Below are 18,606 nucleotides of genomic sequence, written 5' to 3'. Positions count from 1 at the left end.
TTAGACAGCCATTGCATTTTTCACAACGATTATGTTTTTAATATGTTCCGTTTTTCATCTTATCCAAAGTCTCCTTAATATCTGTCGCCGTTTCTGGTTCTGTAACCGCATTCAAAAATTTAACTGCCAGAGCTTGTGTTTCAATAGCTTTTTGCTTTTGGCCGTCTTTATAATATAATTGTGCCAACGTATCTAAATAGTACGGATTGTTCTTGGTTACTACTAAACTATATTCAGACCATTTAATAGCATCTTTTAAAAACCCAGCATTTTGTTGCTGAAGCACTACAGACCACGCCGCATTATTGCAAAGATTTGAATGATAATCTTTAAAAGAATTCCATCCATTATAAGCATATGCTGAATTAGAATCTAAGGTCGAATATATTTCATCTAATTTTTCGATTGGACTAGATGATGCCAAACGAGAATCAAAGTAAGTACTAAACTCTTTTAAGAAATCGATGTTTGATGCGGTTGCATCTTCTGAATTATTTAAATATTGAAAATAATTGCTGTACGATTCAAAATTTCCTTTTCCTAAAGCAATTATCTTTTTATAAATTGAAATATTCTTTTGCTTGTTTACATCAGAACCTGATTTTTCTTGAGCAATAGAATTATTAGACTGTAATGCTGAAGAAATTTCAGTTATTACGTTTCCTAAATTATGTACTTCGCCTTCTTTAGAATTGAATTCTGTACGATTTTCTTCAATTTTATCTGAATGTTTTAAAAGATAATCGATAGCCAGAAAATCAGTATCATTCAAGACTCTTTCTTTATCAAAAAGTTGTTTCGTAAAGCCTTGATTTTTGATTTCTCTTACCATTGTTTCTACCAAATACATATCAGGTTTTGTGTCTTTTTGATGGCTTTCAATCAATTTTTTCCAAGTTTGAGCAACTTCTTTTTGGTCTAAATTCGTTTTTACAATTACAAAATCAGTAGAATTTGGGTCGGTTGTTGTATAAGCTGAATCATAAGATGTTTCCAATAAAGCCGCTTTATTAAAGGCTGTAATTAAATCAGAATCTGAGGCTTTTTTGTTCTTTAAAACTTTATCTATAGAAAGAAAAGCATTTGCACCCTGAAGTTTTTTATAAAAATCACCATAATAGCTAAACTGATACTGTCTGCGCTGTTAAATCTGATTTTGCAACAGCAAGCAAATCACCGTTTCCGTTCAAAATAAATATACTCTGATCATAAGTTATTTTATTGCTTTTTAGCCATTTTTTGTCTTCGGCTCCAGCCAAATAATAATTATAAAGATCATACTGTCCATCATATTTATCATACATATTATAGCCAACCTGTGTTTCTTGATCTTTTATAAAAGTATCAAAACCCTCCTTTGCCGTTTTGTTTTTGCTGTCAGCCACAACAACCAAAAATTTATTGCTGGCTGTTTTTGTAGATTCTATTGCCTTTTTTAGATTGTCTTCTATTTTTAGTTTAAAATCATATCTGCTATAAGAACCTGTAGAATCAATAGGATAGTCTGCAACAGCTACTGCAGTAGTATCAACTGGCGAGCCATTATATATACTATCTAACTCAGCTCCTCCGTAAGAATTGTAATCGGGATCTTTTCCTGGATAAGTCCAATTTGTAATAATTTGATCTTCAAGCGGAATCACTTTTTTTGGCTTTACCGGTTGTGGCTCTTTTTCATTTAAAAATACTAACGGGTTTTCTCCATAACGATCAGAGATTTTTAATTCATTGGTTTTTCTATCAAAAAAACCGCAGATTTTTAAATCGGCCAATGCTTTAGAATCAAATTTTATTGTTACCTCAGAAACGTCTTTTGGCAATGCATATTTACAAACATTGCTTTTTCCGTCGTAATTTTCATAGACTAAATATAGGTAATCCGTTTTTTCAATTTCAAATTCTAAATCTGCTTTTTCCCAATTTGGATCTATTTTATTTTTGAGGTCTGAAAGCCTTTGATAAACAATAGACTCTGATCCTTTTTGAGTTCCTAAATAAAAAGAATCATAAGTCAAATCTAAAAACTGAATTTTAATTTTTTTTGATTTTTTATTAGTTGCAAAAGCAAGATCAAAATTACTTTCTGGCTTTTCCTTTTTAATAAATAATAAAGAATCTCCTTTAATTTCATATTCTCCTGTGTAAAAAACCAGTTCGTATTTATTATTGTCTAATAAATTTAATTTGATTGATTGGCCTTTATTATTTGCCAAATAAGTTCCTTTTTCGATTCCATTTGTCTGAGAAAAAGAAATAAAAATTCCAGAAACGAAGAGCAATAAGCTCCAAATAAAATTACGCATGACTATTATTTTTTTGTGCTGATAATTAGGCGTAAAGATATTTCATTATAGTGAAACAAAAGACTAAAACATCAAAATTTTGCAATCAAAATACTACAAATTATATTTCATTGAAAAGATGATGTAACGAGGTTGAACAGTGTATTGCGAAACTCGTGTAGAAAACTGCGAGAAGCTGTCATCATTCAAATAAGTAGTATTTAATATGTTTGTTGCCGAAATTTTATATTCCCATTTGCTGTCCTTTTTCTGATAAACTAAACTGGCGCTCAAAAAGTCGTATTCGTTATCAACTGTTTTATTTGAATTATAATAATGATAGAATTCATACTCTGAAACAAATGAAAAACTGTTCCAGAAATAATAATCCAATCTCGCAAAAGGCTTATCAGTATAATAAGTCGAACCGCTGTATTGATTAATCAAAGCGTTATATCCAATTTCTAAATTCGGCATTTTTTTATAGTTTGTCGCGGCTTTTACGGTATAGCTTTGGGTAAAACTTTCGGTTGTTGCCAAAACATTATTTTGAATATTATTGAATTTCGACCAATTCAAGGTTGCTATCGCCGAGGCTTTGTAATTTTTCAAGAAAGAACGTCCGTAACTTCCCATTCCGCTTAAAGTTTCATCGGCTAAATTAGAATTGTATGGAACTGAAGATTGATTAATTCCGTCAAAATTAGCCTTCGTTTTAATTGCATCAACTTTTTTAGTGTAAGTCGCATTAGCAAAAATGTTCTCGAAATTGAACATATTATATTTGAAATAACGAAGCGAATGTACTTGCGAAGTCGCATTTTCTAAGAAACGATTTCCTCTAAACAAACTGCTATAATCTGACAAAACATAACCTGCCGCAAGCTGATTTATATCGGTAAAATCATTTGATAAGGAGAAATTATACGTCAACGTTTCTGATTTTTTGATTTGATATAAAGCAAAAAAATCAGGCAACACTTTCGTAAAACTCTGCGAATAATCTGTTCCCAATTGCGCATTTGTCATATTATATGTGTGTATGCTTACGCCGGGAGTGAAAGTAAATTTTCCAGTCAGGATTTTATAGTGAAAACCTAAAAAAGCATCGTTAAACCTATAATCAACATCATTGTTATTTTCTGGTTCGTTCAAATCATTTTTAGCTCCATTGTCCAACATTTGGAAAATATGAGAATTAAAATTTTGGTACGAATACGTATTTCCTAAAGTTACATTAATATTGCTTTTTGGCGTTACCATATAATAGTAGTCCAGTTTTGCATCGAGTTTATTTGTTTTTACAAAACGATCTTGATTTAAATCATTTCGATTTTGTCCTGAAATATATCCAGCCAAATCAAAAGGTTGCGAACGTAAGTTTGCATTATAAAATGGATTTTCATCCTGATATAAATGCTCGCGCCTCAAAAGCAAAAATGTTTTTGTCGCTTTGCGTGTAATATAAACTCAAGTTTTGGTTTACCGATGTTGGATCTTGCTTTTTCTGCGTCAAAATGGTTTCAACTGCCGAAACATTATTCACAACTGATTCACGAAGCAAATCAGTATCTTCATCTTGTTTTGACAATTTGGTCAAAATATCATAATCAAACTGAAATTTATCGCTTGGTTTGTAACTTGAACTCAATTTAAAAAGTCCTAAGTTATTTTTTTGATGCGTCATTTCATCTCGTTTCTGCTGATCACCAGAATCTAAAATTGTAGTTTGCGATTTGGTTTCTAAATCTGTTTTTGAAACCGAAAGAATTCCAAATCCGCTAATATTCCAAGCTTTTGTGGGATTATAGGAAAAATTCGTCGCTCCAAACTTCGTTTCGATTTCCTTAGCACGATTGTTTCTTAAAACTGAAATCCCCAAATCATTTGAAGAGACGTTAAAATTGCTTCCTCCCTTCTTCATCATGTTTTTGAAACCGCCCGTAAACTTGAAATAATCCTGCGCCGTAAGAGGCAATTCGCCAATATTATTGAAATTGGTGATTAAATTAATGGAATATTTCGGACTATAATAAAACAGTTTCGGATTGATAATATAACGACTATCGAGCTCTGCAACGCCAATTCCTGCAGTAACATCTCCAAACCAGAAATTCTTTTTGCCCGATTTCAGTTTAATGTTCATAGCAACATTATCCTGATCATTTTCAAGGCCTTTCAATTGGCTTACTTCATTATAATTCCTAAGAACTTGAACTTTATCAATAGCATCGGCAGGAATGTTTTTAACGCCAAGTTTAGTATCTCCGTCAAAAAAATCCTTTCCTTCAACCATTAGTTTGCTGACTTTTTTGCCTTCAACTTCAATTTCTCCATCGGCATTTACCTCAACGCCAGGAAGCTTTTTCAAAACATCTTCCAGCTTTTTTCGGTTCCCGATTTAAAGGAATCTGCATTATAAACAATGGTGTCGCCTTTTATCGAAACTGGCATTTCGCGAACAATTTCAACACCTTCAAGTTCTATTCCCGCGCCATCCATGACAATATTCTGAACAATATTTTCTGTATTAGTTGAAATTGAAACTTCTTTAGATTTCATTCCCAGATAACTTATTTTAATTGTATAAGAAGTGTTTGGCTTTAACGTAAGCTGAAATTTACCTTTGTCATTTGTAATCCCATAGGAATCCATTGCTTTTGTTCCGTTATTAACCGCCATAATATTGGCCATTTCCAACGGACTTTTTTGTTCGTCTTGAATAATTCCATCAAAACGAACCGTTTGAGCAAAAGTTATCGAGGTCATTAAAAAAATGACGAAAAAAAGTATATTTTTCATGGAGAAAATCTAAAAGATGATATTCAAAAATTAGCGTCTAATCATTACTGGACCACCGCCTGGACCGCCTTCACGACCACGGTTCATTTCTCTGAACTCTTCCATTTTTTTGATTACCGTTTCGTCGTAATCCTTCTGAGAAACCACTTTTCCTTTTGTCGGTGCTTTTATTTCGACTTTGTCTTTGGCATTCAAAACAATTTTCGAACATAATATAGTGGTTCTTCCGTCATTTACTTCCAAAATCAAACCTGGAAGTCCCCAATAATTTTCTGGTCCTTGATTCACCGGAATTTCTGGAGAATACCAAGCTGTTATAATAATTTCTTTTGGAATTTCGAAGTTGTCCTGAAAATTTGTTTTCGTTTCGCCAGAAGTTTTCTTTGCGTCATCTTTTTTCTCTTCCGGCTTTTTATCGTCGTTATTTTTTGGTCTAAAGTTTCTAAAATCGGTTTTGCTCGCTTCTTTTACTGCTGTTGCTTTGTAACAAGTATAACCGCCAATTTGCTTGGTTTCAGATTCCATTTTCCAATTTAATTTTGGCAAAGAATCTACCACTAGAAATTCTTTTCCCATAAATTCTTTATCAACTGTGTACGATTTGCTTTTTACATTTTTATAAAAAGTGCCTCCACCGCCCATGAACGAATTCATCATGATACGCATGCCACCCCCTTGTTGTCCTGGAGTTTCTAGTTTTTCTTCTTCTTTATAAATAGAAGCCGATTTGTCAAAATTTAAAATGAATGTTTTTTCAAGCATCTTTTTCATTCGCTCCTCCATGTTTTTTTGCATTTCAGGCGTAATATCTCTATTGGCACGCATTCCGTCCATTTTTGGAGCTTGGGTTTTTGACTCATAAACGGCCATTCCCTGAAAATCTTTTTGTGCTTGTACTTGAGAAAAAACAAACAGTAAAGACATATAAAAAAACACTTTTTTCATTTTCATTTTATTTAAATTGGCAAATCCGATAAACTTACACTCAAATGTATTATTTATTTTAAAATACTAAAAAAATAATATATCAGTTCTGTTAAGGTATAGACAAAATGCACTATTTTTTAGACTATTACGTTTTAAAAAGGTTTAAATTGCAAAATCAGCAAAAACGCACTTTTTTAGCCCTCAATAATACAGTTTTTTGTAATTTGGCTCTACAGAAACCCCAAAAATCATGACCAAAAAGGCACTTACATTTTTGTTTTTTATTTTAATTGCCGGCTTTCCGTCTATGCTTTTGGCGCAAAATTTAAAAATAAATGCAGTCCAAATTTCTCATGTAAACAATACCGCTGATGAATATTTAGGGCAGGATTCTTTTGGATTCAATTATCAGATCAGCAATAATGTTTTCAGTAAATTTAAAGGAAGCGAGGTTTTTGAATACAAAAATGTTTCATTAGGAAATATTACGAGAACCGACTTGCAGAATCCACTAAAGATGGTTTTGTATTATGAAGATTTCAATACCGTTGTTCTGTTGGACAATCAGCTAAACAAAATCACTGAAATCAATTTTACAGTAAATACTACTCCAATTGTTGTAAGTGCAATTGGAATGTCAACACAAAATCAATTATGGATTTACAATGCATTGAATCAACAAATTGGATTATTTGATTATTTGAAAAACGAATATAAAACAGTTTCAATTCCGTTGACAGAACCTATAAAATATTACCACACCGATTTTAATATTTTTTATTGGATCGACAAAAAAAACAATTGGTTCTCATGTAATATTTTCGGAAAAATTACTAGTCTCGGAAATGTGGAAGATTTTGATAAAATCGAAATAATTGATGCGCAAAAATACATTTTCAGCAAAGGTAATCACTTGTATTTAAGAGACATTAGCAAAGAGAAAACCGAAGTAATTTCAGAAATTGAAATTTTAGAAAAATCGTTTGATAATTTCTATTACAAAGACCAAATTTTATCTATTTTTACAGCTAAAGAAATTGTAAATTATAAAATCGTAACACCGTAATGCACATAGCTATAGCAGGAAATATAGGCGCAGGAAAAACAACCTTGACTAAATTATTAGCCAAACATTTTAAATGGGAGCCTCATTACGAAGATGTGGTTGACAATCCATATCTAGACGATTTTTATCACCAAATGGAACGTTGGTCGTTCAATTTGCAGATTTATTTCTTGAACAGCCGTTTTCGTCAGGTACAGCAAATTCGCGAAAGCGGAAAAAAATCATTCAAGACAGAACGATTTATGAAGATGCTTACATCTTTGCTCCTAACTTGTACTCTATGGGTTTGATGACAAGCCGTGATTTTGAGAATTATACTTCGTTGTTTGAATTAATGGAATCACTTGTAAAAGCTCCCGATTTATTGATTTATTTAAGAAGTTCTATTCCGAATCTTGTTGGGCAAATCCACAAGCGTGGACGCGAATACGAAAATTCAATTTCAATTGATTATTTAAGCCGTTTGAATGAAAGATACGAAGCCTGGATTCAGACTTACACTAAAGGAAGATTATTAATCATTGATGTTGACAATATTAATTTTGTTGATAATCCAGAGGATTTAGGAAATATCATCAACAGAATTGATGCTGAATTAAATGGATTGTTTTAAAACACGAATTACACAGATTTACACGAAATAAAAAAATGCCTCTAAAAAATATTTAGAGGCATTTTCTGTTCTAAGAAACTTTGTCAAAGTTAATCAAGTTATTCTTTATTTTACAGCTTCGATTTTAGCTTTTACTTCTTCTTCAGTTCCTTCGAAAACTTCAGTTGTTGTTTTGCCGTTTTCTGTTTTTGTAACTGTTCCAACGGCTTTCCCGTTAACATTTTTCAATTCAACGCGAACTGATTTTTTCTCGTATTTGCTTGTGTCAAAACAATCTGTCTTTTGATGCATATATTTTCCGTCTGCATCATAATGGGCTAGACATTTGGCAGTTTCTTCCTCAGAACATCCTTTTTCTTTGCACATTTTGATACATTCTTCTTTAGTCATTGAAGATAAATCGCCACATTTAGAAACTCCACCAGCATGCATTTCCATTTTAACGCAACAAGAACCTTTTTCAGCCATTCCTGCGGCTGAATGTCCTTCACCTAAAATTGGTGCCACTACAAGTCCTATCAAACAAGTTAACTTGATTAAGATGTTCATTGATGGCCCAGAAGTATCTTTAAACGGGTCTCCAACTGTATCTCCAGTTACCGTCGCTTTATGCGCATCAGAACCTTTATAAGTCATTTCGCCGTTGATCATAACTCCAGCTTCAAAAGATTTTTTAGCATTGTCCCAAGCACCTCCGGCATTGTTTTGAAAAACTGCCCAAAGCACACCAGAAACCGTAACTCCAGCCATATATCCTCCTAACATTTCAGCGATTAACTGATTGTTATCTCCGTAAACTAATTTGCCAATCAATACAATTGCAATTGGAAAACCAATCGTTAAAATTCCTGGAAGCATCATTTCGCGTAAAGTCGCTTTTGTAGAAATCTCAACACATTTTCCATATTCTGGTTTTCCAGTTCCTTCCATAATTCCAGGAATTTCTTTGAACTGACGACGCACTTCGTAAACCATATCCATTGCTCGCTTTTCCAACAGAATTCATTGCTAAAGCAGAGAAAACTACCGGAATCATTCCGCCCACAAATAACATCGCTAAAACTGGTGCTTTAAAAATATTAATTCCGTCAATTCCAGTAAACGTTACATATGCTCGCAAATAATGCTAATGAAGTTAAGGTCGCAGAAGCGATTGCAAATCCTTTTCCTGTTGCGGCAGTTGTATTTCCAACAGAATCTAAAATATCTGTTCTTGTACGAACTTCTTTTGGCAATTCGCTCATTTCAGCAATTCCTCCCGCATTATCAGAAATTGGTCCGAAAGCATCAATCGCTAATTGCATTGCTGTTGTAGCCATCATTGCTGAAGCCGCTAATGCAACTCCATAAAATCCTGCTAAAGCATAAGAAATCCAGATTGCTACTGCAAACAACAATACTGTTGGGAAAGTAGAAATCATTCCGGTTGCCAAACCTGCAATTACGTTTGTTCCTGCTCCTGTAGATGATTTTTGAACAATTGCCATAACTGGTTTTGTTCCTAATCCTGTATAATATTCTGTTACCGATGAAATAGCTCCACCAACTACTAAACCTACTAATGTAGCATAAAAAACACGCATTGAAGATATTTGCTGTGATCCTTCGCCAAAGAATTCCATTGTCATTACTTCTGGCAACATATGTTGTACCAAAAAGAAACAAGCAATAGCTGTTAAACCAATAGAAACCCAGTTTCCTATATTTAAGGCTTTTTGTACTTGAGCTTCTCTAGCACTATCATCAGAAATTTTCACCAACATGGTTCCGATAATCGAAAATAAAATTCCGAAACCGGCAATTGCCATTGGAAGCAAAATTGGACCGATACCGCCAAAAGCGTCGTTGATGCTTCCACCCATATCTTTAATCACATAGTTTCCAAGAACCATTGTCGCCAAAACAGTTGCTACGTAAGAACCAAATAAATCGGCTCCCATACCTGCAACGTCTCCTACGTTATCACCCACGTTATCAGCAATTGTAGCAGGATTACGCGGATCATCTTCTGGAATTCCTGCTTCAACTTTACCAACTAAGTCGGCTCCAACATCGGTCGCTTTTGTGTAGATTCCACCTCCAACTCTAGCAAACAATGCAATTGATTCTGCTCCAAGTGAAAATCCTGCTAGAGTTTCCAAAACAACGGTCATTGTATCTGTATCTTTCCAAACACCGCCTGAAAATAAATTAAAGAAAATTATAAAAAAAGCCGTCAATCCTAAAACAGCTAAACCTGCAACACCAAGTCCCATTACAGTTCCTCCGCCAAAAGAAACTTTTAGAGCTTGAGGCAAACTTGTGCGTGCGACCTGAGTAGTTCTAACGTTTGTTTTAGTTGCGATTTTCATTCCGATATTTCCAGCATAAGCCGAAAATAAAGCTCCAAAAATAAATGCTACTACGATTAATAAATGAGTTTTTACTCCTGGAATAAAAGTGATTCCTGCCAAAGCTAAACTGGCAATAATTACGAAGATGGTTAATAATTTATATTCGGCTTTGAGGAAGGCTAAGGCTCCTTCGTAGATGTAATCTGAAATCTCTTTCATCTTACCGTCTCCGGCATCTTGTTTTAAAACCCAAGTCCTTTTTATTCCCATGAAAAGTAATCCTAAAACTGCCATGACAATTGGCAGATAAATCATAAATGCATTCATAATTATTTAATGGTTTTGGTTAATAGTCAACAATCTAACTAAAACGAATTTAAACAAAAAAGCAATACTCCTAACGGAGTATTGCTTTTTTTATAAAATATGAATGCTAAAATTATTTAATGCTAAATAATCCTGCTGGTTTATTTTCAATATCGTCAAAACGCTTAGTGCATTCTGCAATAATTTCGTATGCTTCTTTCACATCTCCCCATCCTTCAACATCTACTTTTTTGTTTTCAAGATCTTTATAAACTTGGAAAAAGTGCTCGATTTCTTTTACTAAGTGAGGGTTGATATCTGATAAGTCTGATAATGAATTCCAGATTGGATCTGAAACTGGTACACAAATAATTTTTTCGTCTGGTCCTTTATCATCTGCCATGTGGAAAACTCCAATTGGCTTAACTTCCATTACACATCCAGGGAAAGTTGGTTCGTTTACTAAAACCAATACATCAAGAGGGTCACCATCAAGAGCTAAAGTTTCTGGAATAAATCCATAATCAGCTGGGTACATCATTGAAGAGAACAACATTCTGTCGAAACGCATTCTTTTGATTTCAAAATCGTACTCGTATTTATTTCTGCTTCCTCTTGGTATTTCGATTAATACATCGAAAGTCGTTAGTTTGTCTGCGGTCATTTTCTTTTTTATTATATCTTATAATTTCGGTTGCAAAAGTAACCAAACATTCTATTTTTACAATAAAAAAACAGGTTAAATTATCTGTATTATGTATTAAAAAACAAGCATTTAATAGGTAATTGTTCGATTTCGCTTTTTTAAGTAATGATGCCAAAGCAAATAGGTTGCATATGACCGATACGGAATCCATTGTTCGGCATGAATTTCCATTTCCTGTTTGTCATGAATGTTGAACAATTCTTTCATTGTATTTACAACTGCAATATCACCAAGCGGAATCAAATCGGGCTCTTCCAAACAAAACATCAAATAAATATCGATAGTCCAATTTCCGATTCCTTTGAGTTTTATGAGTTCCTCCCGAACCTCTTTTGCCGATTTTGAAGGCAGACTTTCTAAATCTAAATCTTTATTTAAAATGGCTTCTGCCAAAATCTTAATGTATTTTGTTTTTTGTCGGCTTACGCCAAGACTTCTAAATTCTTCATCAGACAAAACAGCCATGTTTTCTGGATTACAGTCTTTATGAGCTTTGATTTTTAAGAATGTGGCTTTCGCCGAATCGATAGAAACCTGTTGTTCCAATATAAGCAATACCAAAGTTTCAAAACCTTGAGGGCGTCTTGGAATTTGAGGCATTCCATATTTATCAATAATTTCTTGAAATATTGGATTTTTAGATAAAAGAAAATTGATGGCTTCTTGCATGGTCCTTGTGTTTAAGTCACTTATCAAAATTATATAAAAATCTCGCAAAGGCACAGAAGCGCAAAGTTTTTTATCTCTCGCAGATTTTGCAGATTAAGCTGATAGAATAATCTGCCCGATCTGCAAAATCTGCGAGAACAAAAAAAATCGCAAAGATTTTAAACCTTTGCGACTTTGTAACTTTGAAACTTTGCAACTTTAAAAATAGAATCCAAAAGATCCTTTTACAGCAAATTTATTAGCATCAGGCATATTCAAATAATTCCCTCTCCAAGAAAAATCAATTCGGAATACTTTAAAAATATTTCCGATTCCCGCATTATATTCCCAGTAAACATTTTCCGGAGCATTGTAAGGTTGACCAGAAGCATTAATTGCTCTATTGGCATCCGAAATAGTTCCATGAACCGCTTTAATTCCAATAAATTCTCTCCAGTTTAGTTTTCTCATAAATGGAACCCTTGCAAACAATCTTCCTTGAAAATTATGTTGCCATTGCAAAGTGGTATATTGATCAGTAACAAATTCGTAGAAATTTAAATTGCTAAAGGTATTTTCAATAGTCCAGTATGTTTGGTTTCCTGGAACAACGCTCATCAATCCTAACGGAATTGTGCCAAACGTTTTTCCTGTTTCAACAATAATATCTGTTCTGCCCAAAGGTCCAATAATAATTGGTTGTTTGTAATAGATCTGAATTTTTTCGTATGCAAAATCACTTTCAAAAACACCTTTTAATCCATAACTGAAATTCACAAAGAAATGACTAAACGGGCTATCAACTAAATCTCTTTCAACACCATAACCGATGGTTTTTCGGTTTGGCATGTATTCAAATTGAATATTAGCCTCTGATTGCCTTACTTTACTCTGAATGACTCCAGCAGGATTTGATGGACTAGGCAAAGTACTGTAATAATCCAAGCTAAATGTTGGTGAGGCCGATTCTAAAGTTCGATATGAAAAACCCGTTTGAATTATAAAATTCTTCTTGGCTTCAATTTCAAACGAAACATTACTCAAATTAATATTCGTCAATTTTCCGTTACTGCTCGTTGTAAACAAAGCTGAAGAAGCAAAACTTCGCCCTAAAATATCATTTGTCGTAGTCAAGCTCGCTCCAATTTGCTCAATGTCGCGCCTGTTTCCTCCAGAAATAATGATTCGATTTTTCTTATCAACCATCCATTTTCCAGAAACTCCGTATTTGAATTTGTTATCGTTAAAACCATACGCCGTATAAGCTTGAACACGCCAAGGATCATTTGGTCCAAAATAAGTTCGTCCTCCAACTCTCACCCTTAAACCTTCGACTTCATTATAACCAAAAGTCGAAAAAATCGGGCCATAATCGAAGTTTTTAAACTCGACATAACCACTTCCTAAAATGGAGACGAGACTATACAATTGCTTGAATCGCTTGACCGTTTGTAGTGTGTCGAGCATTTTATAAATTCCTGCTTCGTCTTTATTTAATTTCTCAAAACGATTTTCCTCCCAAAATTCAGGTGGTCGGTCGTACACAGCATTGTCTATAAAATTGACTTCTTCTTTATAAAATTTCTCTGGTTTCTGAATATTGAATTTATGATTACGATACAAAGTTGTTCGCTTTCCATAAACACCTTTTGATTTTTCTTTTTTATTCAAAGCAAAATCAGACATCATATAATCACGTGTCAAAAGGAAAACCGAATCGTTTTCTACTTCAAATTCTTGCTCAATATAAATATCTTTTACCCAGTTAATATTGGCACTTTTCGTCACGCCCATATTAATTTTCTTGATGGCAAAAGTGGTGTCATTAACCCAAAAATCTCCTTTAAATGTCAATTCGTTTTTACGTCTTGGATAAAAAACAATATTATAACACCATTTTTTATCGACAAAAGCACTGTCTTTCAAAACATAGTTGTAAACATCAATTCCTGTTTTTGAAAGTGGACTCGTAAAACTCTTATCAAAAAATTTAAGGTGATTGTCGTAAATATTATAATCTGAATAAAGGTCTTTTACGAAAGATAAAATCTGCTGATTTCCGTTAAAACCAGACATTTTATTTCCTGTTAAATTTTCTTTTACTTTCTTTAATTTATTATCTCCGTAAACATCATAAACTGATTCGTTGATAAAAATTGGAAGATACGTTTTACCCGTAACATCAGAAGTATCAACATGATCAAAGATAAACTCCATTCCTTTAAAGAGTTTGTTTTTCATCAAAGCACTGTCGATCGTGTTCATGTCAAACTCGACTTTTTCGTACTTCTGCATCTGATATTGGTTGAATTGGTAAAGTCCGTTTTTACGTTTTCTTTCCCAAATTTTCCTCAAAATATCTAATGCAGGATTATTCTTTTTAGAAGTTTTTCCGGTATAAATTACAACTTCGTTCAACACTTGCTCTTCAAACAAAATAATTTTGAAATTATAATTGACTGCTTTTTCCAGAGGAACTTCCTTATCTGAAAATCCTGCGGAACTTACTAGCAAAGCAGTATAAGTATTTGGTGATTCTAGATAAAAACGTCCGTCTTCATTAGAAACAATTCCGGTATTAGAACCTTTGAAAACAACATTTGCAAAAGGAATCGGCTGATTTGATTTGTCCAAAACAATTCCACTCACTTTTGTTTGTGCAGTTCCAAGATTCACAAAGGCGAATACAAAAAATAGGCTGAGTAAAATTATTCTTTTTATCATTTGGCAAAAAAAACTTCATCAATTAATATGACTGATGAAGTTTTATAAGTATTGTTGAATTTCTTATTTGTACATTACTTTCTTTACTGCTTTTACTACATCACCAGCGTTTGGCAACCAGTCTTTAAGCAATACAGGAGAGTAAGGCGCAGGAGTATCAGCAGTTGTGATACGCTGAATTGGCGCATCAAGGAAATCGAATGCTTGTTCCTGAACAATATATGTGATTTCAGAAGAAAGGCTGGCAACTGGCCAAGCTTCTTCAAGAATTACTAAACGGTTTGTTTTCTTAACCGATTTTAAGATCGCATCTTTGTCCATTGGACGAACTGTTCTTAAATCGATAATTTCACAAGAGATTCCTTCTTTCGCTAATTCATCAGCGACAATGAAAGCTTCTTTGATGATTTTTCCGAAAGAAACAATTGTTACATCTGTTCCTTCACGTTTTACATCAGCAACACCTAGAGGAATTGTGTATTCTCCGTCTGGCACTTCACCTTTGTCTCCGTACATTTGCTCAGATTCCATGAAAATAACTGGATCGTTATCACGAATAGCTGATTTCAAAAGTCCTTTTGCATCATATGGAGTTGAAGGAACAACAACTTTAAGACCTGGAGTGTTTGCAAACCAGTTTTCTAAAGCTTGTGAGTGAGTAGCTCCTAATTGACCTGCAGAAGCAGTTGGTCCACGGAAAACGATTGGCACATTAAATTGTCCACCAGTCATTTGACGCATTTTAGCGGCGTTATTTATAATTTGATCAATACCAACTAAACAGAAGTTGAATGTCATATATTCTACAATTGGGCGGTTTCCGTTCATTGCAGAACCTACTGCAATTCCTGAAAAACCAAGCTCAGCAATTGGAGTATCGATTACTCTTTTTCACCAAACTCAGCAAGCATTCCTTTTGAAGCTTTGTAAGCTCCGTTGTATTCTGCAACCTCTTCTCCCATTAAATATATGGATTCATCGCGACGCATTTCTTCGCTCATCGCTTCGCAAATGGCCTCTCTAAATTGTATTGTTCTCATATTTATATTGTATGTTGAATTTTCTGAAGAGCAAAAATAAATATTTTAAATCACTTAAAAGCATAAATTGAATTTAAAATCGCACGAACTTTCTTCTCTTCTCATGCTTTTAACTTTTTAAAACTTATTGTGATATTTACGAAATCGATATAATTGTTATTATTCTCTTCCGAAAAACACTTTTCATACAAATCCAACCCTATTTGTGTAATTCTGATTTATTCAAATTCGACCATTTAAACGGAATTGATCAAAATTTAGTATAAATCTGCCCTAATTTTAACAGTTGACACCCTTCAGGCCATTACGAATTTGCTAAGGATCAGGCAAAATAACTGAATTTTCGATTTTACATTTGGGCAAAACCACTTCCAAATTTCAAAATCTTCGAAAACGTAATAGTTTTTAAAAAATATTATGCATGCATAGTATATTATTCCGATTTTAATTTCTAAATTTGTCAAAGCATATTATTAAATTCAAAATATATACTTATGAAAATATTGGTTTGCATCAGCCATGTGCCTGATACTACTTCAAAAATTAACTTTACCAACGGTGATTCAGAATTTGATACCAATGGTGTACAATATGTAATCAATCCAAATGACGAATTTGGTTTAACACGTGCTATTTGGTTTCAAGAACAACAAGGAGCAACGGTAACTGTTGTTAATGTTGGAGGACCAGATACTGAACCAACTTTGCGTAAAGCATTGGCAATTGGCGCAAACGAAGCGATTCGTGTAAACGCTAACCCAACTGATGGATTTTTTGTTGCAAAACAATTAGCTGAAGTAATTAAAAATGGAGGTTACGATCTTGTAATTGCAGGAAAAGAGTCTTTAGATTATAATGGAGGAATGGTTCCAGGAATGATTGCTGGAATTTTAGGTTCTAATTTCTTAAATTCTTGTACAGCAATAACTGTTGACGGAAACAACGTAAAAGCAGTTCGTGAAATCGACGGTGGAAAAGAAACTGTAAGTACTACACTACCTTTAATTATTGGTGGTCAAAAAGGTCTTGTTGAAGAAAAAGATTTACGTATCCCGAACATGAGAGGAATTATGACTGCAAGAACTAAAGCCTTGACTATTCTTGAGCCAGTTGACGCGACAGTAAATACAAAAGCAGTGAAATTTGAAAAACCAGCTCCAAAATCAGCAGTAAAATTAGTTTCTGCAGATAATTTAGATGAGTTAATCAATTTATTACACAACGAAGCTAAGGTGATTTAAGATTGTAGACTTTAGATTTTAGATTGCTGATTGCAATACTAAATCTAAAACTCAACATTTGATTCACTTCAAAATCTAAAATCAATAATCTTTTTAGTTTTCATTTTCAAAAATCTGAAATCTAAAATCTAAAATCTAAAATTGTTATGTCAATATTAATATATGCAGAATCTGCAGAAGGAAAATTTAAAAAAGTTGCTTTCGAATTAGCTTCTTACGCTAAAAAAGTAGCAGAATCATTAGGAACTACAGTTACAGCTTTGACTGTAAACATCAGCGATGTAAGCGAATTAGGCAAATACGGCGTTGATAAAGTTCTAAAAGTAAATAACGATAAATTAGCAGGATTTACAGCTAAGGCATACGCCGATGTAATCAAACAAGTCGCTGAAAAAGAAGGAACAAAAGTAGTTTTGCTTTCTTCAACAACAGACAGTATTTATCTTTCATCATTAGTTGCAGTAGCTTTAAATGCTGGTTTTGCTTCAAATGTTGTGGGATTGCCAGTTAGCACTTCTCCTTTTCAAGTAAAAAGAAATGCTTTCTCTAACAAAGCTTTCAATATCACTCAAATCGATACAGATGTAAAAGTTCTTGGTTTAGCTAAAAACTCTTACGGTATTTTCGAAAGTGCAGGAGCAAGCAATGCGGAAGATTTCAATCCAACAATTGGAGATAATGATTTTGGCGTAAAAGTAGAATCTGTAGAAAAAGTAACCGGAAAAGTTTCTATCGCTGATGCTGATATCGTAGTTTCTGGCGGACGCGGATTAAAAGGTCCAGAAAACTGGGGATTAGTTGAAAATCTAGCTGAAGTTTTAGGCGCCGCAACAGCATGCTCTAAACCAGTTTCTGATTTAGGATGGAGACCTCACAGCGAGCACGTTGGTCAAACAGGAAAACCAGTAGCAACTAATTTATACATTGCAATCGGAATTTCTGGAGCAATTCAGCATATTGCCGGAATCAACTCATCTAAAGTTAAAGTTGTAATCAACAATGACCCAGAAGCGCCTTTCTTTAAAGTTGCAGATTACGGTATTGTTGGAGATGCTTTTGAAATTGTTCCTCAATTAACAGAGAAACTTAAAGCTTTCAAAGCTCAGCATTCTTAATCTAAGAATTCTTAAATAATATAGTCGCCTAAAAACAAGATAATCGTATCTTTGTTTTAAGGCAGACTTTTTTGTTCGATATTTTTTGATTAAAATTGCACCTTTATTTTCTAATCAAAAAAAGTATTAAAATGTGGCGCTAAGTGCCCTTTTTTCAATCATATATGAGTCTAGTAAAATTATCCATAAAAGGAATTTCATACAGCCAAACTCAAAATGGCGCTTATGCCTTAATTTTGAATGAAGTTGATGGCGAAAGAAAATTACCTATCGTAATTGGCGCTTTTGAAGCCCAATCGATTGCTATTGCCTTAGAAAAAGAGATCAAACCTCCTCGCCCATTAACACATGATTTATTCAAAAACTTCGCAGAGCGATTTGACATTGTTGTAAAACAAGTAATCATACACAAACTTGTTGATGGTGTTTTTTATTCTAGTTTGATCTGCGAAAGAGATAAAATCGAAGAAATTATTGACGCGAGAACTTCAGATGCAATTGCATTAGCATTGCGTTTCAACGCACCAATTTTTACCTATAAAAACATTTTAGACAAAGCCGGAATTTATTTAAAATCAAATTCTGGAGATGGCGACCAAGGTTCTCAAGAAATCGACGATGTACTTTCTAATCCGGAAACTTTTGGACATGAAGAAGAAAGCAATCAATCTGGCGATGTTTATGCAAAACACTCATTGCAAGAATTAAATGAGCTTTTGGATCAGGCAGTTTCTCAGGAAGATTACGAAAAAGCCGCAAAAATCAGAGACGAAATCTCTAGAAGATAATTTTTAATGTTTAAT

The 18,606-nt window shown here is 33.6% G+C and carries 10 protein-coding genes and 4 pseudogenes; 5 read left to right on the top strand and 9 right to left on the bottom strand.

All coding sequences use genetic code 11. The features are described 5' to 3' along the window. Positions 1-37: 37 nt before the first annotated feature. The 4 genes and pseudogenes from ACQ9BO_RS05295 to ACQ9BO_RS05280 all read right to left on the bottom strand — a co-directional run bounded on the left by ACQ9BO_RS05295 (position 38) and on the right by ACQ9BO_RS05280 (position 6,029). Positions 38-997, bottom strand: a complete 960-nt coding sequence (locus ACQ9BO_RS05295; protein WP_431243899.1) for a hypothetical protein — start codon at positions 995-997, stop codon at positions 38-40. A 124-nt stretch (positions 998-1,121) separates the two neighbouring features. Next, positions 1,122-2,303: a hypothetical protein gene (locus tag ACQ9BO_RS05290; protein ID WP_431243898.1), complete on the bottom strand. Its 1,182-nt coding sequence runs from the start codon at positions 2,301-2,303 to the stop codon at positions 1,122-1,124. Between the two features lie 93 nt (positions 2,304-2,396). Next, positions 2,397-5,084, bottom strand: a pseudogene (locus tag ACQ9BO_RS05285) (carboxypeptidase-like regulatory domain-containing protein). A gap of 30 nt (positions 5,085-5,114) precedes the next feature. After that, positions 5,115-6,029 carry a GLPGLI family protein gene (locus ACQ9BO_RS05280; RefSeq protein ID WP_431243897.1) on the bottom strand — a complete coding sequence of 305 codons (915 nt, stop codon included), beginning with the start codon at positions 6,027-6,029 and terminating at the stop codon, positions 5,115-5,117. 232 nt (positions 6,030-6,261) lie between these two features. Between ACQ9BO_RS05280 and ACQ9BO_RS05275 the strand changes: the two genes are divergently transcribed. Further along, a complete protein-coding gene (locus ACQ9BO_RS05275; protein WP_431243896.1) occupies positions 6,262-7,077 on the top strand; it encodes a hypothetical protein in 816 nt (271 codons plus the stop codon). Next, a pseudogene (locus ACQ9BO_RS05270) lies at positions 7,077-7,690 on the top strand (deoxynucleoside kinase). Before ACQ9BO_RS05275 ends, ACQ9BO_RS05270 begins: the two are co-directional and overlap by 1 nt. A gap of 105 nt (positions 7,691-7,795) precedes the next feature. Here the strand turns inward: ACQ9BO_RS05270 and ACQ9BO_RS05265 are convergent. From ACQ9BO_RS05265 to ACQ9BO_RS05245, 5 genes and pseudogenes are all read right to left on the bottom strand, one after another. Beyond that, positions 7,796-10,350, bottom strand: a pseudogene (locus tag ACQ9BO_RS05265) (sodium-translocating pyrophosphatase). A gap of 112 nt (positions 10,351-10,462) precedes the next feature. Further along, the gene (locus tag ACQ9BO_RS05260) at positions 10,463-10,993 is read right to left on the bottom strand and encodes an inorganic diphosphatase (RefSeq protein WP_320569747.1); all 531 of its coding nucleotides are present in this window, start codon (positions 10,991-10,993) and stop codon (positions 10,463-10,465) included. A gap of 111 nt (positions 10,994-11,104) precedes the next feature. After that, positions 11,105-11,704 (bottom strand): DNA-3-methyladenine glycosylase family protein, encoded by a 600-nt coding sequence (locus ACQ9BO_RS05255; protein WP_431243895.1) that lies wholly within the window; start codon positions 11,702-11,704, stop codon positions 11,105-11,107. Between the two features lie 198 nt (positions 11,705-11,902). Beyond that, complete coding sequence (locus ACQ9BO_RS05250) at positions 11,903-14,407, bottom strand: DUF5686 family protein (protein ID WP_431243894.1); 2,505 nt, start codon at positions 14,405-14,407, stop codon at positions 11,903-11,905. Positions 14,408-14,470: 63 nt separating this feature from the next. Next, positions 14,471-15,447: pseudogene (locus ACQ9BO_RS05245) on the bottom strand (pyruvate dehydrogenase complex E1 component subunit beta). A 494-nt stretch (positions 15,448-15,941) separates the two neighbouring features. Here ACQ9BO_RS05245 and ACQ9BO_RS05240 point away from each other — a divergent pair. The 3 genes from ACQ9BO_RS05240 to ACQ9BO_RS05230 all read left to right on the top strand — a co-directional run bounded on the left by ACQ9BO_RS05240 (position 15,942) and on the right by ACQ9BO_RS05230 (position 18,591). Then, entirely contained in the window at positions 15,942-16,688 is a 747-nt protein-coding gene (locus tag ACQ9BO_RS05240) for an electron transfer flavoprotein subunit beta/FixA family protein (protein WP_431243893.1), read from the top strand. A 146-nt stretch (positions 16,689-16,834) separates the two neighbouring features. Continuing rightward, positions 16,835-17,803 carry an electron transfer flavoprotein subunit alpha/FixB family protein gene (locus tag ACQ9BO_RS05235; RefSeq protein WP_431243892.1) on the top strand — a complete coding sequence of 323 codons (969 nt, stop codon included), beginning with the start codon at positions 16,835-16,837 and terminating at the stop codon, positions 17,801-17,803. Between the two features lie 164 nt (positions 17,804-17,967). Continuing rightward, positions 17,968-18,591 carry a bifunctional nuclease domain-containing protein gene (locus tag ACQ9BO_RS05230; RefSeq protein ID WP_431243891.1) on the top strand — a complete coding sequence of 208 codons (624 nt, stop codon included), beginning with the start codon at positions 17,968-17,970 and terminating at the stop codon, positions 18,589-18,591. The last annotated feature ends 15 nt before the right edge of the window (positions 18,592-18,606 follow it).

The organism is Flavobacterium sp. P21, assembly GCF_050632225.1.
Lineage (GTDB): Bacteria > Bacteroidota > Bacteroidia > Flavobacteriales > Flavobacteriaceae > Flavobacterium.
This window is presented reverse-complemented; position numbering and strand designations above follow the sequence as displayed.

Coding starts and splice junctions, on each gene's coding strand:
- ACQ9BO_RS05230 (WP_431243891.1), top strand. CDS start 17,968: ATGAGTCTAGTAAAATTATCCATAAAAGGAATTTCATACAGCCAAACT.
- ACQ9BO_RS05280 (WP_431243897.1), bottom strand. CDS start 6,029: ATGAAAAAAGTGTTTTTTTATATGTCTTTACTGTTTGTTTTTTCTCAA.
- ACQ9BO_RS05250 (WP_431243894.1), bottom strand. CDS start 14,407: ATGATAAAAAGAATAATTTTACTCAGCCTATTTTTTGTATTCGCCTTT.
- ACQ9BO_RS05275 (WP_431243896.1), top strand. CDS start 6,262: ATGACCAAAAAGGCACTTACATTTTTGTTTTTTATTTTAATTGCCGGC.
- ACQ9BO_RS05235 (WP_431243892.1), top strand. CDS start 16,835: ATGTCAATATTAATATATGCAGAATCTGCAGAAGGAAAATTTAAAAAA.
- ACQ9BO_RS05260 (WP_320569747.1), bottom strand. CDS start 10,993: ATGACCGCAGACAAACTAACGACTTTCGATGTATTAATCGAAATACCA.
- ACQ9BO_RS05290 (WP_431243898.1), bottom strand. CDS start 2,303: ATGCGTAATTTTATTTGGAGCTTATTGCTCTTCGTTTCTGGAATTTTT.
- ACQ9BO_RS05255 (WP_431243895.1), bottom strand. CDS start 11,704: ATGCAAGAAGCCATCAATTTTCTTTTATCTAAAAATCCAATATTTCAA.
- ACQ9BO_RS05240 (WP_431243893.1), top strand. CDS start 15,942: ATGAAAATATTGGTTTGCATCAGCCATGTGCCTGATACTACTTCAAAA.